This window comes from Vibrio sp. 704 (genome assembly GCF_033339295.1).
Window position 1 is genome coordinate 1 of sequence record NZ_JAWOUH010000021.1, and the last position, 15,561, is coordinate 15,561.

The following is a 15,561-nucleotide window of genomic DNA, read 5'->3' on the forward strand; positions in this document are numbered from 1 at the left end:
ACCATTTGATCACATGACAAGATGTGCATCTACCTTAAATTTATGATTTTTATCAAAATCATTAGGGGATTCCTCAGGGCTAAGCCCTTAACAGCATTATCAATCTGTCTTGTATAAGGCTGTAACTGATGATACACCGTCAGTTCTTTTTTTAGCTCTGTCACCATAACGCTTTTTGCACCGGCTCGAAGCTGGCTTAAGGAGAGCCCATCTTTGTCATCGATAATAGTATTTAGAAATCCGTGTAGTTCAGATGAAACATGAATACGAAGCTTATTATTTAACGCCTTCTTGACCTGTTGGATAACACGACTGATAAGCTTTTGTAAGACAGTATATTTAGGGATGGCAATTCTATGCGTTGCTAGATATTCAGCGGCTGCATCGAATAGATAACGAGGCTCAAGCCAAGCTTTGCCGACCATAACAAGATGTTCGTACAGCGGCGCAAAGTGCAGACTTTCGTCCCATTTCTGATAGTTTAATAACCTCAGTATTCTTTGATATATACGGTCACGCTGCATCTTATTAATGCTGAAAGGCCTGATCCCTTTGCCTCCTTGAACTTGCGTTGAAATAAACTGCATATCGTCAAAGATGAGGTTAAAGCTAGGTGAAAGAATCACAGGCTTAGACTTAAAATACCCTAATAACGCAATGAAATAGCATCGGTGGTTCCTTAGGCGAATACTTTTCAACTCTGTTAACTCGATCTCGTTTGGCGTAAAATACAATCGTTGTTGTTCAAGTGATAATAGCGGCGGAGAATATAGATCAAGCTGCTCAGCTTTGGTAAGAATTGATAGTTCGTTTTTAATTAAATTAAGTTTAAGGGGTTGTTAACCTCATAATTTGCCATACTTTGGAGAAGTAACCCACCTTTGTATGCCTTTAAATATGGTGAGTATGGCGATTTATGTTACTTTAGAGGGGAAAATCCCTAGAACCCCTATCTGGAACGGCAAGGCCTGCTGGAACGGGATGTCGAAAACAGCTATCTGGCCTCGGATGCGGTGGATGACGACCCGATGACACCCCTGCTGGGGCACTCGATCACTTACCGTATCGCTGTCGGTTCACAGGCGGGGCGAAAGGTGTTCACTTTGCAAACTCTGCCGACCAGTGGTGATCCGTTCGGTGACGGGATTGGCAAGGTAGCCGGGTCCAGCCTGCACGCCGGCGTGGCGGCCAGGGCCGATGAACGCAAGAAGCTCGAACGGCTGTGCCGGTACATCAGCCGCCCGGCGGTATCCGAGAAGCGGCTGTCGTTAACACGAGGCGGCAACGTGCGCTACCAGCTCAAGACGCCGTACCGGGACGGCACCACGCACGTCATTTTCGAACCATTGGATTTCATTGCAAGGCTGGCCGCCCTGGTACCGAAGCCCAGAGTCAACCTAACCCGCTTCCACGGGGTGTTCGCACCCAACAGTCGGCACCGGGCGTTGGTCACGCCGGCAAAACGGGGCAGGGGCAACAAGGTCAGGGTGGCTGATGAACCGGCAACACCAGCACAACGGCGAGCGTCGATGACATGGGCGCAACGGCTCAAGCGTGTTTTCAATATCGACATCGAGACCTGCAGCGGCTGCGGCGGCGCCATGAAAGTCATCGCCTGCATTGAAGACCCTATAGTGATCAAGCAGATCCTTGATCACCTGAAGCACAAAGCCGAAACCAGCGGGACCAGGGCGTTACCCGAAAGCCGGGCGCCACCGGCTGAGCTGCTCCTGGGTCTGTTTGACTGACGAGCCTGAAGGCCAACGATACCAATCAAAATGCTGCGTTCACAGCGCCGCGGCAGGGATCCGCCGTGCTGGTTGTCGGAAAAGGAGCCGCTAGTGGGAAAGAGGAGGGTAAATTTTCAGCGTTGCTGGCTCCCCGTCAGCCGGATTGGGTTGCATCGCAGGGGTGTCGAAAGAGTCAACTGCGGTCCAAAGCTGTTGGACTTGGGTGAAAAGGGCGTTTATTCTTCCTATACGTATGATTCAAACTGCAGATGAGTTACATTTGAAAGAAAAGGTGAAAAAACCAATTGAGAAATTATTGCATGTGCTTAATGCCTCAAATAAAAAATTAATTATTCAATACCGATCATTATGAAACTATCATTAATTGTTGCCATGGATAAAAATTTTGGCATTGGTAAAGACAACGATTTGTTATGGAAATTGCCGGCTGATATGAAATTCTTTAAAGAAACTTCAACAGGTCATGTAGTAATAACCGGACGTAAAAATTATGAATCTATTCCTGAGAAATTTAGACCCTTGCCAAATCGTGAAAATGCCGTTTTAACTCACCAAATCGGCTATCAAGCACCAGGAGCTCATGTCTTTTTTTCACTTACTGAATGTTTAGAGTTCTATAAAAATGAAACCGAAAGAACTGTTTTCATCATTGGTGGGGGACAAATTTATGCAGAAGTTATGCAGCGAAACATCCTTCAAGAAATGTATATCACACAAGTAGATGGAGTGTTTGACGCAGATACTTTTTTTCCTAAATTTTCTGAATCTGAGTGGAATAGTGAAACTGTACTGAAACAGGGTATTGATGAAAAACACGCTTTTGCTTTTGAAATAAAAAAATATACACGTAAATAACTCTAAAACTTACTGTTTTTGTTGAAATGTTTTGTATGTAACGGTTTCAAAACTTCAACGACCTTACTAACTTTGCCTCCTTATGATTTTATGTATAGCTGAAAAACCTTCTGTGGCAAAAGATATTGCCGAAGTAATTGGTGCAAAACAACGCAACAACGGCTTTTATGAAGGAAATGGCTATTGGGTAACCTGGACTTTTGGCCATCTGTGTACATTGAATGAACCCCATGATTACAAAGAAAATTGGAAATACTGGAAATTGGAAGATCTGCCAATTGTACCTAAAAAATTTGGCATTAAACTAATTGATAACGATGGAGTAAAAAGGCAATTTGCTGTTATTGAAAAATTGGTAGCATCTTGTTCTGAAGTCATCAATTGCGGGGATGCCGGGCAGGAAGGGGAGTTGATACAAAGATGGGTATTGGCACCTGGTCAAGAAAGCGGGCCATACCCACCAAGTGGCCAAGACGGGCGCGGTCACCCTGATCCAGCGTTTTGGATCGGCGCTCAATCTGAATGTTCACTTCCACATGCTGTTTCTCGACGGTGTGTATGTCGAGCAATCCCACGGCTCAGCGCGTTTCCGCTGGGTCAAGGCGCCGACCAGCCCAGAGCTCACCCAGCTGACGCACACCATCGCCCACCGGGTGGGTCGCTATCTGGAACGGCAAGGCCTGCTGGAACGGGATGTCGAAAACAGCTATCTGGCCTCGGATGCGGTGGATGACGACCCGATGACACCCCTGCTGGGGCACTCGATCACTTACCGTATCGCTGTCGGTTCACAGGCGGGGCGAAAGGTGTTCACTTTGCAAACTCTGCCGACCAGTGGTGATCCGTTCGGTGACGGGATTGGCAAGGTAGCCGGGTCCAGCCTGCACGCCGGCGTGGCGGCCAGGGCCGATGAACGCAAGAAGCTCGAACGGCTGTGCCGGTACATCAGCCGCCCGGCGGTATCCGAGAAGCGGCTGTCGTTAACACGAGGCGGCAACGTGCGCTACCAGCTCAAGACGCCGTACCGGGACGGCACCACGCACGTCATTTTCGAACCATTGGATTTCATTGCAAGGCTGGCCGCCCTGGTACCGAAGCCCAGAGTCAACCTAACCCGCTTCCACGGGGTGTTCGCACCCAACAGTCGGCACCGGGCGTTGGTCACGCCGGCAAAACGGGGCAGGGGCAACAAGGTCAGGGTGGCTGATGAACCGGCAACACCAGCACAACGGCGAGCGTCGATGACATGGGCGCAACGGCTCAAGCGTGTTTTCAATATCGACATCGAGACCTGCAGCGGCTGCGGCGGCGCCATGAAAGTCATCGCCTGCATTGAAGACCCTATAGTGATCAAGCAGATCCTTGATCACCTGAAGCACAAAGCCGAAACCAGCGGGACCAGGGCGTTACCCGAAAGCCGGGCGCCACCGGCTGAGCTGCTCCTGGGTCTGTTTGACTGACGAGCCTGAAGGCCAACGATACCAATCAAAATGCTGCGTTCACAGCGCCGCGGCAGGGATCCGCCGTGCTGGTTGTCGGAAAAGGAGCCGCTAGTGGGAAAGAGGAGGGTAAATTTTCAGCGTTGCTGGCTCCCCGTCAGCCGGATTGGGTTGCATCGCAGGGGTGTCGAAAGAGTCAACTGCGGTCCAAAGCTGTTGGACTTGGGTGAAAAGGGCGTTTATTCTTCCTATACGTTGTCGGCAGCGGGCCAAAAAGGAATACGTCCATGCCCATCGAGGTGAAACCGGCTGTGAGCGCGGGTTCAAGCATATAGCCCGACAGGCGCGTATCCTTGCCGATCACGACACGATGGCGGTGGTCACCGCGACGAAAGACACGGCCAGCCGCCATGCCGACGCGCAAGGCGGTTTCCGCCGTCATCGCGCCTTCGTTGGCTTTGCCACGAATACCGTCTGTGCCGAAATATTTGCGCACCATAAGGTCGATTATCCTGTCGTCGGGTCGCCCTCAAAGGGGACATGCCTGCTGAACCGCGAATATAGAGAAATATCCCGAATGTGCAGTTAACGAATTCTTGCGGTTTCTTTCAGCGCCGCCAATACCGCCAGCCCGTCGCGCAAGGGGCGCGGCTCGTGTGTGCGGATGAAGTCAGCTCCACCTGCGGCGGCGGCAAGCTCTGCAGCGAGTGTCGCGGCCCCGACATCCCCCGGACCACGGCCTGTGAGCGCGCGCAGAAAGGATTTGCGCGAAACAGACAGAAGCACCGGCAAATCGAAGCGCAGCCGCAATTCATCGAACCGCGCCAGCACCGAGAGCGAGGTTTCGGGAGCAGCCCCCAGAAAAAACCCCATGCCGGGATCAAGGACAAGGCGGTTGCGTTTGATACCGGCACCCGTCAGCGCCGCGATGCGCGCGTCAAAGAACGCCGCAATGTGATCCATGATGTCGCCAGCGGGTGCCTCGCGCCGATCTGCCTGCCCGTCTTGCACCGAATGCATAACGACGAGTTTGGCAGATGATTTCGCCAATTGCGGATAGAACGCAGCGTCTGGAAAACCGCGAATATCATTGAGATAGGCCACACCACGCGACAAGGCATAGGCTTGCGTCGCGGGTTGATAACTGTCGAGCGAGACGGGAATGCCATCTGCCTTGAGCGCGTCCAGCACCGGCGCGATACGCGCGATTTCTGTGTCGGACGAAACAGGCGCGGCGTCGGGATTGCTGGATGCCGGACCGAGGTCGATCACATCTGCCCCCTCGGCCATCAGCTTACGCGCCTGCGCAATGGCTGCGTCTGGCGCCAGATACCGGCCTCCATCGGAGAAACTGTCCGAGGTTATGTTGACGATGCCGAAAATGATGAGCGATTTATTCATGGGGGCTTCTATAATAATAATAATCGAGCATGAGTCTCATACGGATGCTCGGGTCGAAAGGGAATCCCCAGGCGAGTAACCTGTTTGCGGTGATCCATTAGCTGCAGGAGCAGAATAGCATACATCTGGAAGCAAAGCCAGGAAAGCGGCCTATGGAGCTGTGCGGCAGCGCTCAGTAGGCAATTTTTCAAAATATTGTTAAGCCTTTTCTGAGCATGGTATTTTTCATGGTATTACCAATTAGCAGGAAAATAAGCCATTGAATATAAAAGATAAAAATGTCTTGTTTACAATAGAGTGGGATACAGACACGCTTGATATGTTTGGAGATCAGCCATGACAGATCCACTCAAAGCCCTTTTCGGCAAGCCTGATTACTCCCATATCGTAAGGGACACCACGGCCACTATCAGCATCACAGCCGCTGAAATGGCCGCTGTTTTGGAGGCTTACGACAGGGGTATAGACACGCTGGACGGCACCACCAGAACGGCGCTGGATTCCGTTATATCGAAACTCAAGGACGAGGTATGGCCATGAGCATGTATTACATCAAGACAGGTCTGGAGTACTGGAAACCCAAGGGCTACGGGTACACCAAGAGCCGCGAGGAGGCGGGGGTTTTCACCCTCAAGGACATGGAAGAATTGAACCTCGATGGCTGCACCCTGGAACGCGCCGAAGTGGCGTTCCTGGACGAGGACGGCCCCAGTCCCGACCTACCCCACCGCGTCACCCTGCCCCGCGATTGAGCGGGGCGCTGGAGGGTTTCAAAGGGGCACCCTTTGGCACGGGATATGTGTCAAAAACGGAGTTTTTGTAAACATATCCGACGTGCCTGTAAATCCGCGCGATTACTGCCAGCCCTTACACCCCGGTTGCTTAGGGTTGGTTGAAAGTGGTTTAGGGTTGGTTGAAAGTGGTTTAATGTTGGTTAAACAATGGTTTAAGGTTGTTCAAGGTTGGTTAAAGTTGGTTGAAAAGGGTTAACGGCCCCTGCTGCGGTCGCTGCGCTCCCGTTCCCGCTTGGCCTTGAATCGCTCTTTGATCTGCTGGGCGCGCTCCTGCTTCTCCTGCTCGTTCTCCTGCCGCAATTTCACCGCCTGCCGGATCAGTCCCGCTACCTGATCCTTGGATAGCCCCTTAAACGGCTCCTGAAGGGCCTGTAAGCGTTTTTGCTGCTGGGCTAGGGTTTCCCTTAGCTCCTTGGCTCTTCGCTCGTTCTGGGCGCTTACAGCGGCTTTCTCGGCCATCGGCTGCACAGACCCCATTATTTTGGCGTTCAACCTTTGCGCCACCCCTTCGACCGTCTCCACGGCTCCGAACACCTTCTCGGCCAGTGACACCCCCTTGACCTTCTGGGGTTTCAGCTCGTCAGGCGTCAGGTGTGGCACGTCTCGGCCTGCCTGCTGGATCGCCCCATAGTGGGTTTTAACTCGCTGGTGTGTGGCCCTGCTGCCCTCGATGCCCCGTTCAAGCCCCAGATCGGCCACCCGTTCGGCGTAGCTGGTCTGGTCCTGGCTCATCTTCGTCCGGTTGCCAATGAACTCCTTGGCACTCAGGCGCCCGTCAGCCGTCCGAGGCACCACGAACGCCGACAGGTGCGGGGTCAGCTCATCCCGGTGGATCGTGGCCGTGACCACGTTCTCAGCGCCGTACTTGTCGGCCAGCCACTCGGTCGATCGCTTGAAGAACTCCCGCTGCTGGTCGGCGCTTGCGGTCTGCCACCACTCCGGCGAGGCGCTCATCACGTATTCGACCGCCAGCACCGCATCCTTGCGCCGCTTCTCCGGCAACCGCTCCCTGAGCTTGCCCATCGCCTCATCGGTCGATCTGGCCGCCAGGTGATCGTTGTCCGGTGTGCGCTCCTGATCGGCGTTCGGCGTCTCGCGGTCGCGGTAGCAGTGCTGCAACGCAGCCGCCACCGTGCCCATGCTGTTGAGCTTCTTCGCCCTCATGATCGCAAACGCCATCCGTCCCCCTCCGCACTGTCAGATTGCTGCCAGCCCGTCGAGGTACGAATGTGCCTCCGGCGGGCCACTTCTTTGAAGTGTATACTCACTAGACTTTACTCCGTAAAGTACGTGACCGCTACGCGGTTGCAGCGGCCTGCGGCCTTGCTCTACGGGCTTCGCCCTGCGCCTCCCTTCGGTCGTTGCGAACACCTTGGGGCGCTGCCCCAAACCCCGCGTTCGCCACGTGGCAGGGGTGCAGGTGGCCGCGCCGCTTCGCTCTGCTCTACCTGCCCCCTTGCCTGAGCGTGGGGGTCACTCCATCACGTCAAGGGTTCGCTTCGCCGGGTGCTCACCCGATCCCTTCCGCTTCGCTCCAGGGCTGCGGCTTCCGCTCCCGCCCTTGACGCTGCCGGAACGACCCAGCCTCTGGCTCTGGGGTTGGGAACGAAGGGAGCGCAGCGACCGCAGGCCCCAGCCCCCGAGCCTCACGGCGGCGAGTGTGGGGAGTCCAGAGGGGCAAAGCCCCTTTGGGCCTAGCGCAGCGGAAACAAACCCTCTCGCCTCTGGCGAGGCATTAACTCCAAGGGAGCGCAGCGACCGTCAGCAGGGTGCCAAGCGAAGCGCCGGCGGGACGGCAGTCCCTTAGAGGAGAAGGGGAAAAATACTAAATGGGGTTTGTTGCCCATCCCCTCGAAATTAACCTTAAGCCTGTTTCTTAAACAGTAATTTGAGTGTTAAACAATTATCAAAACGTTTTAAATTTTTTGATCTTTACTTAAAATTAGGGGGCGCAAAGTTTTTCAATAACTTACATCAACTGAGGTTTATATCGAGGGGATGGGCGCAAAACCCCAATCTATTTATAGGCGCTTTTGGAGAGCTTCTAAATCAACCGACAACGTGGATGTTGATTTTGGCTGTAACACTATTATTTGTTGCCAAAGTATTTTCACGCCATATCAAAGGGAAAATAGGCGAGTGGGCTTTATCAAAAATATTAAATAAAAAATGTGGTAATAATTGCATAGTACTTGATGATGTTACTCTTGAAGTTTCCGATGGAGATACTACTCAGGTGGACCATGTTGTTATTTCCCCAGCTGGAATATTTGTCGTTGAAACAAAACATTATAAAGGCTGGATTTATGGCAAGGAATCAGATCAATTTTGGACTCAAAAGATATTTAAACGTAGCTACAAGTTTCAAAATCCGTTCAGACAAAACTATAAGCATGTGAAAGCAATTCAATCTCTTTTGCCTAGCATTCCCCAGGAAGCGTTCTACTCGATTGTAGTTATGGTAGGTGAGTGCGAATGGAGGAGTAAAAACACACCAAAGCTACTATTCACATCCGGTTGGAAGGCCGCAGATTATATTTATGAACAATCCAAGGAAAGCTCTTTTATCGACATTAATAGTGTTTATGAGAGTCTAGAGTCTGCACGTTTAGAAAAGGGGCTTAAAACTAACTTTAAGCATGTGAAAAACCTCAAAGCTAAACATCGTGCTTGAACTTAGCACTCAGGGCAGTGTAGTAGCGGTTTGCATCCTACACTGCCATCAGTCACACTCCTTTTCATGTTCTTTGTGAACGGCTCTTTTCATTGCGGCAGGGTGAACATAAAGGTTTGCTTTACTCTCATCACTATCAAGAATCTCAATATAGAAATGACCATGTTCTTCGGCCAACGCTGGTATTTGCTTCCATTTTGAAGAGTTCACAGATAGAGCAATTGGGGCTACTTGCCTCCCATTATCGTCAAAGCCATTATCAATGTGATCAGCTAACAAATAAACTCTATTCGAAACGACAGCAGTATTTTCTTTAAATAACTCACTGTAAATAGCTAACGTACTCTCAATTAAGTTGAGGAATCCGTAAAACTTTTCAACATCATTGCCATAATTATTAACAAGAGATTTGAGCCTCCACAATTGCTCTTCCAACTTGTCACCTTTCTGCCCAGCGTAAATAAGAGCTTTAATATCTTTTCTTGTCTCCTTGTATGCTGCTTTTTTGAGTAAGGATTTCAGATAACGCATAACAATCGCATTTCGCTGGTGGAGAGGCACAAACCGACGTGTATCGCTACATTCCATATAAAGGTGTAACAATGTATTGATTACTAAGTCATTTACCAATTGTGGATAATCACCTCTTTTTCTTCTCATTTATCACACCTCGCACTTAAAGAGTTGGTTTAGAACTGGTGTACCGAAAGTACAGTAATCGGTACACCTTACAACCTGTTCATTCTCGATTTAAACCATAATAACATCCTTAAATATCAGTCTGTTATGATTATTTATCTAGATGCAAAACAATCAAACTGTACCGCCATTCAATTCTAACGTATTAAAGGTACACTTGTTTGTAACTGTACCGTATTTGGCATACTATTGACGGTATACTTGATTTTTTTGAAGAGAAATGATTATGGAAAAGCGGCAACAAAGTCCTGCATTGACTTATTCAGACGTAAAAGGTGTCTGTGACCGTCTACATGCTTCCGGAGAAAAGATAAGCGGCAATCGAGTGATCGCAGAACTTGGCAGAGGTTCCAAAGGAACGGCTCTAGGCTTTGTTAGGCAGTGGCGTGAAGAGCTCGAAGCATCCCAGGCTCATTTAATGGAATCAATGGGATTCAGTGATGCATTTGCTGACTCATTTATGAAAGAGATGGGCAGGTTTCAAACTGCTATTGAATCTCGCTTTGAAGAAACGCTACGTGCTGCTAAAAGTTCCGAAGCAGAGGCTCTTTCTGCCTTAGCTGATGCTGAAAGCAAAATAGAGCGCCTTCAATTTGAAGTTCAAAAGAAAGAACAGTTGGCACAGGAACATAGCGAACAACATGCAGCGGCCAAATCATCTTGGACTACTACTGAACAGACACTGCGTGATCAACTAGAAGAAAAGAGTAGGGTGATTGTTGAACATCGAACTCAGATTGACCGATTAACCACAGACTTAGCCAAAGCGGAGATGCGTCTTGAGGACAGCAGTAAGCTGGTAGAAGAGGCTCAATCTAACCGTGAACAACTACGCTCTGAGTTAAAAGATATCCGCGAAAAACTCACCCAAGCAGAAACACAAAACGCGACTATAAGTGCTCAAAATGAAGCACTCCGTGAATCTTTAAAAGCAGAGAAAGAATCGCATCAAACAACTCAGGATAGAGTTAACCATCTTCAAGAGCGGCTTATGCAATCAGAGAAAGGGTTGGGGCGACTGGAGACAATTAGCGAAGCTCTCGATACCGAAAAAGCAGCTCACGCGGCCACTTCAAAAGCAAAAAGCAAACTTGAATCTGATTTGAATTCCGAACGCAAAGCTCATATCAGTACAAAGAAAAAATTGTCGCAACTTGAGGTGAAAGATTAGTTATGAGCGAAACTAAATTGTTTGGTGAAGCTTTTAAAATCTATAACAAACACCAGCGTGTTGTAGTTCAGTTCCAGTATACAGAGACCCAAAAGGATGAATATCCTTCGGTCACAATCGAGATTGCGCCACTTCTTGGCACTGATGCAAACTGGCAGGAAAAAATTTCCGTCCAGTTGACAAGGTATGAGCTTACCAGCTTTACTCAGGTACTGTTCGGCCTTGCTCGTTTATCTGAGGGGGCTTATCACGGTTCTAAGCGTAACAAAGGTTTCAAATTACAACATAATGGACCCGAAGGGATTTCACTATCCTTATCAGAAGCAGGGCAGGTTAAACAGTGTTTGTTTAATCCGCAAGAACGTACTGAATTAGGTTCGTTTATCATTCGACGTCTTGCTATGGGATGGAAAATGACGGTTGCTGATGTGTTGGCAATACTCCGCCAAAGCGCTTTGCTTGAGAGAACAGCTAAAAAAACAGAGAGCTAGCGTTTTGAAACCATAGCGATCATCAGCAATATTACCCACCAAGGCATAGAAAATACAATTGTGGCAGACATAATAGATACACTGTAAAGCCAATAACCAACCACCATTTCGGTTAGTGGATAATAAGCCTCGAAAATGAAGACAATCCCCGTTAATAACACTCCTACGGCTATCGCTCCCTTCCATGCGCTCTGCATATCAGCTTTGCTTGGTGTCGAGTGAAACGCCACAACGCTGCTGATCAGCATCCAGAGCCAGAACTGAGGCTCCGAGCTCACGGAAAGAATCGCAATACCAGCACCAGAAATGCCGTACTGCACAGCATAGAAAGCATCTTTGACTGGATCGCCCGTTATTCCCATAGGAATTTCTACTATGCGCCAAGCCAGCGTATCCAATAAGCCTGGAAGCATTAGCTTTGTAGTTAAGTATATGACTGCACCAGCTCCTATCAAAGGAGCAATACCAATAAAGAAAAGCCCGACATTTTGCAACGGTGACAACACGTTCCATTGATGCTCGACGTATCCCAAGCGGCCATGCCCAGCTGTGTATTCAAAAAACTTTATTTTGGTTATTCGGTGCCGAAAAAGGAACGCCGCAATAGCATGACTGAGTTCATGAATAGGCACTCCAATAGCTGCTGTAGCTAAGTACACCCCCCGGCTGGCTTTATTGCGAAGCGCAATAGGGGTTAACAACTTTCCAATAAGGTTTTGAATAATGACCACCAGCACAATGGGCTGCAAACCAACTAAAAACCATGTCAGAAATGATACGAGCATGTTAAATTACCAACCTCTTACTTGCATTTCGCATTTGCTCATCTTTGATGCGAATATACCTTTGAGTGGTAGTAACGCTAGCATGTCCCATCATATCCTTTAAGGTCATGATATCAACGCCAGTTTCCAATAAGTCGTTCGCGTAAGTCCGACGCAAATCATGAGGAGAGCAATGCTCTAACCCAGCTTCCATTCGTCGAGTTCTCAAGATTTCGTAGATTGCCTGATCTGTCATTCGACTGTCTTGTACATCATCATGTCGTCGAATTCTTGGAAAAAGAGGCCCAGGCTGTTCACCTCGAACATCATTAACCCACAATTTTAATCTTCTAAGCGTTCCGTCGGGCATAAAGGCCAATCGTTCTTTATTACCTTTACCCATAACTGTAATTGCTTGTTCTCGCCAATTTATATGGCCTAGATCTAGGGCCACTATTTCACCTCTCCTTAAACCGCAGCCTAAAAGCACCCCAAAAATTGCACTATCTCTAACTCCTTTACATCGTGAGTCTTCATCACACACTTTGAAAAGCTGGGCAACTTCATGACGTTCTAGCGCTCTCCCTTTGGGAATTCTTTCGCCACGCACATTCTTTATTTGCTTGATATGGTGATAACTTTCCATATCAATCTGCTTCATTGTCCATGCTTCAAGAGCGACGCCTTTTAACCCAGCAAGATAGGTGTTAATGGTGTCTGGAGCTCTTCCTGCATCAATAAGCAAGTCAATAATACCCTGGACATGGTGGCGTCTCATTGTCCCCCAGTCACAATGAAACATGCTTTGGTTGCCCGTCATTTTGGCTACATTATTCAGGAAGTAACCCATTTTTTGACGGCTAAGCTTTGAGCGGAGACTAAGTAAATAGGCTGATGCCGCGTTAGTTTTTATACTGCTCTTAATCTGTTCTGCGGTGATCAGCTCTCCTTGTTGTTCCGCAGTTATTATGTTGTTAGCGTGATATTCCATGTTGGTTTCTCTTCTTTTCATGCACGTTGTATCGAGAGTAGGGGCCACATTCACTGATTATTTTTTAAGCCCTAAAGCTACCATCAATAAATCTACGAACTTCTGGGATATTGTTGGTTGCTTTTCTTCTTTAGGAGCTTTAGCAGCTTGTTCATATTGCTGGATCAAGGGTTCAAACCGTACTGGATTACATAGCAATTTATATACAGTCATATTTGGGCTCTCAATTGGTTTATTGCTTTCAAAACCGAACTGATCCACCAGGTATTTAGCAACAGCTCCACTGCGTGAACGACCAAAATAGCAGTGAACGTAGATTTTATTCACTCCAGAAGAGATTAGTTGAGATATGAAATTTTTTAGTTTCTCTGCCTGTTCTGAATCAATATAAGAACAATAGCGCATTCGAAACTCATCTTTATGGATGTGGATAGCGTCTTCACTATAGCCTCCATCAAAAAAAGAATCTCTGTATATCAGCTCCCAGGAACCTAGTTCAGCTAAAGGTTTTCCCGGATCGGTGATAGAAATCATTGCTACTCCGGGCTCTGGGTGAATAGTCTCAGCCTCTCTCTGGCTAACAAAAATAACTTTTCCGTTACACATTGGCTTCTCTTCGAGTGTTCTTTTGGGACAATAAAGGGAATTTTGTCTTTGTTTTGTTAGAACAGCTTTGTATCTGGCTGTTTTTTAATTACTTTTACTCTTTGTTCGTTTGGTGCAATCTTGGTTTTGCTCGCTGTTTCACTAGAACAGTCAATACCTGCTTGCGTCTTTGGGGTGGGAATCTAATAGTTCTTTGGCCTGGCGTTCACCTTCTGCTGTATTAACTGGAAGGGTTGTATAAACACCATAATGGCGCATGTCTACAATATAGTCTCTACAGCATAGAGCTACATTATGAACTTTGCCCTCTGCATCGAGACCACCAAAGGTATGACATGGCTGAGTAAACATTCGCTTGCACTTTGAGCAACGAGCGCTGTTTTTGTTGATCACTCTACTTAGAACTTTTTCAAACTTTGTTTTATTTAGCATATGTTACCTCCAGAACCTAAGCATCTTCCGTGACCGCGTAACAAATAAAATCCATAGCTGCTCGTTAACACCGTGCTCAAGAGTATGTTTTTTCATGTCCTCTTTTAGTTTATAGAACTCCCTTTTAAACAAGACATGCCGTATAAGGGTAACTGCAAAACCAAGAGTTGAAAGTACTGCTGCTACTAGTGCCATTTCAGTTAAATCCACGATTTTCCGCCTCCGTACCTTGTTGTGCCGAAATATGAAAATAAAAGTGTGTAGGTAAAATAAAGTTTGCCAACATACAACTCTATGTAGAATAGAGTTCGCCAAAATGGATAACGCCACTGCTAAACCACCCGGTATATCATGGTTTTAGAATAGGACGGCTATCGTTCCTTTTATCCACTCAAAAAGGTGCTTATACGTGACTTTATGCCCCTCGTGCGCGAAAAGTGAGTCGCAAACTATTCGACCTTTAAATTTTACAAGCTCTACTTTGGAAAAGGTACATTTTCGTAAGTAGAGAATTTAAGGTTAATATTACACCAGTTATTGGCTGTTCTGGAACAATAAAGTTTGTACAGTGACCAGAAAGTTTGTACATAAAGGCAGGTTTGGAATAATAAAGTTTGTACACTAATTTCTAACCTTCGCTAAATCAGAACCTTAGAGACCATGAGTTTTGTAGGGCAGAGCTAGGTCCAGACGCAGCAGCAAGCAGACAATACGCGATAGTAACAAAACTTTATTGTACCGATTGCTGTAAGTGCCTGATCTACTGTCCTAGCTGTGTACAAACTATATTGTGCGAAAACATTGGCTTGTGGCGACAAAAAAGTCCTCCCTCAGGTTGCATATTTCACCACCAGCCAATCCGGTTGGTTTTCGGCTAAAGTCTTGCGAATTATTCCACTCGGAATAATTGACCTTTGGGTGTATAATCCCACGGGGTTCTTATGGGTGAAACAGCATGTTCTTGTTAAACAATACAAATTTTGACATTAGCACTGCCGAGGAGATCCCTGAACGCATTCAGTTATTGATTGACTCATCATCTCCGCTAGAGGCAAATCTAATGACAATCGTAACTCAACGGGAAATGTATCTTGCCAACTTTTCCCGGATGAATGATCAAGAGAAATCCAATTTTGTCGCTTCGTTGACGCGCATGTTCATGCGTAACTCGTGGACTAGATAATTTTCAAGGTGTTTTGTGAATTTCTATCAGAAAGGAGGAAGTGAATATTTATTTGTCTGTGACCTGTTTAAGGAGCTTCGGAAAAAAAGCAACTTATCTCAGGCTGACGCGGCCAACCATATCGGTGTTAACCAATCTTTCATTTCCAAGTTCGAAAATGGTCATACTGGGATTGACCTATTTGATGCATTAGCTCTCCTTGACTTGTATGGTATCGATCATGTTGATTTTTTCTATATGCTTGATCAGTTTAAAAAAAAGGAGATTAGAAAAGGTGCTCTACTCGACTACTTTTTATCAAGAAGCTAAA

At 47.6% G+C, this 15,561-nt stretch carries 14 protein-coding genes and 4 pseudogenes; 10 read left to right on the top strand and 8 right to left on the bottom strand.

What is annotated here, in order from left to right:
- Positions 1 to 74 precede the first annotated feature (74 nt).
- A pseudogene (locus R7R24_RS20290) lies at positions 75 to 818 on the bottom strand (DUF4158 domain-containing protein); the annotation flags it as partial.
- Positions 819 to 950: 132 nt separating this feature from the next.
- Here R7R24_RS20290 and R7R24_RS20295 point away from each other — a divergent pair.
- The 4 genes and pseudogenes from R7R24_RS20295 to R7R24_RS20305 form a co-directional block, all read left to right on the top strand.
- Positions 951 to 1,748 (top strand): annotated as a pseudogene (locus R7R24_RS20295) (IS91-like element ISVsa3 family transposase); the annotation flags it as partial.
- 345 nt (positions 1,749 to 2,093) lie between these two features.
- Positions 2,094 to 2,606, top strand: a complete 513-nt coding sequence (locus R7R24_RS20300) for a dihydrofolate reductase (protein WP_086371372.1) — start codon at positions 2,094 to 2,096, stop codon at positions 2,604 to 2,606.
- Positions 2,607 to 2,688: 82 nt separating this feature from the next.
- Positions 2,689 to 3,024, top strand: a pseudogene (locus R7R24_RS30980) (toprim domain-containing protein); the annotation flags it as partial.
- 13 nt (positions 3,025 to 3,037) lie between these two features.
- A pseudogene (locus R7R24_RS20305) lies at positions 3,038 to 4,066 on the top strand (IS91-like element ISVsa3 family transposase); the annotation flags it as partial.
- 175 nt (positions 4,067 to 4,241) lie between these two features.
- Here the strand turns inward: R7R24_RS20305 and R7R24_RS20310 are convergent.
- Together R7R24_RS20310 and sul2 are read right to left on the bottom strand one after the other, a co-directional pair.
- Positions 4,242 to 4,544: a phosphoglucosamine mutase gene (locus tag R7R24_RS20310; RefSeq protein ID WP_000251875.1), complete on the bottom strand. Its 303-nt coding sequence runs from the start codon at positions 4,542 to 4,544 to the stop codon at positions 4,242 to 4,244.
- Between the two features lie 86 nt (positions 4,545 to 4,630).
- Positions 4,631 to 5,446, bottom strand: coding sequence for a sulfonamide-resistant dihydropteroate synthase Sul2 (sul2, locus tag R7R24_RS20315; RefSeq protein ID WP_001043260.1), 816 nt, complete (start codon positions 5,444 to 5,446; stop codon positions 4,631 to 4,633).
- Positions 5,447 to 5,782: 336 nt separating this feature from the next.
- Here sul2 and R7R24_RS20320 point away from each other — a divergent pair, with 336 nt between their 5' ends.
- Positions 5,783 to 5,986, top strand: a complete 204-nt coding sequence (locus R7R24_RS20320; RefSeq protein WP_000131876.1) for a hypothetical protein — start codon at positions 5,783 to 5,785, stop codon at positions 5,984 to 5,986.
- The gene (locus R7R24_RS20325) at positions 5,977 to 6,198 is read left to right on the top strand and encodes a hypothetical protein (RefSeq protein WP_001251694.1); all 222 of its coding nucleotides are present in this window, start codon (positions 5,977 to 5,979) and stop codon (positions 6,196 to 6,198) included. The genes R7R24_RS20320 and R7R24_RS20325 overlap by 10 nt, the downstream gene beginning before the upstream one ends.
- Positions 6,199 to 6,432: 234 nt before the next feature.
- Here the strand turns inward: R7R24_RS20325 and mobV are convergent, their stop codons facing one another.
- Positions 6,433 to 7,419, bottom strand: a complete 987-nt coding sequence (gene mobV, locus R7R24_RS20330; protein WP_000852935.1) for a MobV family relaxase — start codon at positions 7,417 to 7,419, stop codon at positions 6,433 to 6,435.
- A gap of 709 nt (positions 7,420 to 8,128) precedes the next feature.
- Here mobV and R7R24_RS20335 point away from each other — a divergent pair.
- Positions 8,129 to 8,914 carry a nuclease-related domain-containing protein gene (locus R7R24_RS20335; protein WP_101905929.1) on the top strand — a complete coding sequence of 262 codons (786 nt, stop codon included), beginning with the start codon at positions 8,129 to 8,131 and terminating at the stop codon, positions 8,912 to 8,914.
- Between the two features lie 48 nt (positions 8,915 to 8,962).
- Here R7R24_RS20335 and R7R24_RS20340 read toward each other — a convergent pair whose 3' ends face one another.
- On the bottom strand, positions 8,963 to 9,574 hold the full coding sequence (locus R7R24_RS20340; RefSeq protein ID WP_014386795.1) for a DUF2913 family protein: 612 nt from the start codon (positions 9,572 to 9,574) through the stop codon (positions 8,963 to 8,965).
- A 259-nt stretch (positions 9,575 to 9,833) separates the two neighbouring features.
- Between R7R24_RS20340 and R7R24_RS20345 the strand changes: the two genes are divergently transcribed.
- Positions 9,834 to 10,784 carry a DNA-binding protein gene (locus R7R24_RS20345; protein ID WP_032073031.1) on the top strand — a complete coding sequence of 317 codons (951 nt, stop codon included), beginning with the start codon at positions 9,834 to 9,836 and terminating at the stop codon, positions 10,782 to 10,784.
- 2 nt (positions 10,785 to 10,786) lie between these two features.
- A complete protein-coding gene (locus R7R24_RS20350) occupies positions 10,787 to 11,275 on the top strand; it encodes a hypothetical protein (protein ID WP_032073030.1) in 489 nt (162 codons plus the stop codon).
- Here the strand turns inward: R7R24_RS20350 and R7R24_RS20355 are convergent.
- From R7R24_RS20355 to R7R24_RS20365, 3 genes are read right to left on the bottom strand one after another with little or no spacing between them, the layout of a single operon-like run.
- Positions 11,272 to 12,060 (bottom strand): hypothetical protein, encoded by a 789-nt coding sequence (locus tag R7R24_RS20355; protein WP_014386791.1) that lies wholly within the window; start codon positions 12,058 to 12,060, stop codon positions 11,272 to 11,274. The two genes, R7R24_RS20350 and R7R24_RS20355, sit on opposite strands and share 4 nt — an antisense overlap.
- A 1-nt stretch (position 12,061) precedes the next feature.
- Positions 12,062 to 13,030, bottom strand: coding sequence for a tyrosine-type recombinase/integrase (locus R7R24_RS20360; protein WP_014386790.1), 969 nt, complete (start codon positions 13,028 to 13,030; stop codon positions 12,062 to 12,064).
- Between the two features lie 57 nt (positions 13,031 to 13,087).
- The gene (locus R7R24_RS20365) at positions 13,088 to 13,636 is read right to left on the bottom strand and encodes a dual specificity protein phosphatase family protein (RefSeq protein ID WP_014386789.1); all 549 of its coding nucleotides are present in this window, start codon (positions 13,634 to 13,636) and stop codon (positions 13,088 to 13,090) included.
- Positions 13,637 to 15,266: 1,630 nt separating this feature from the next.
- Between R7R24_RS20365 and R7R24_RS20370 the strand changes: the two genes are divergently transcribed.
- Complete coding sequence (locus R7R24_RS20370; RefSeq protein WP_014386779.1) at positions 15,267 to 15,560, top strand: helix-turn-helix domain-containing protein; 294 nt, start codon at positions 15,267 to 15,269, stop codon at positions 15,558 to 15,560.
- Position 15,561: the final 1 nt, after the last annotated feature.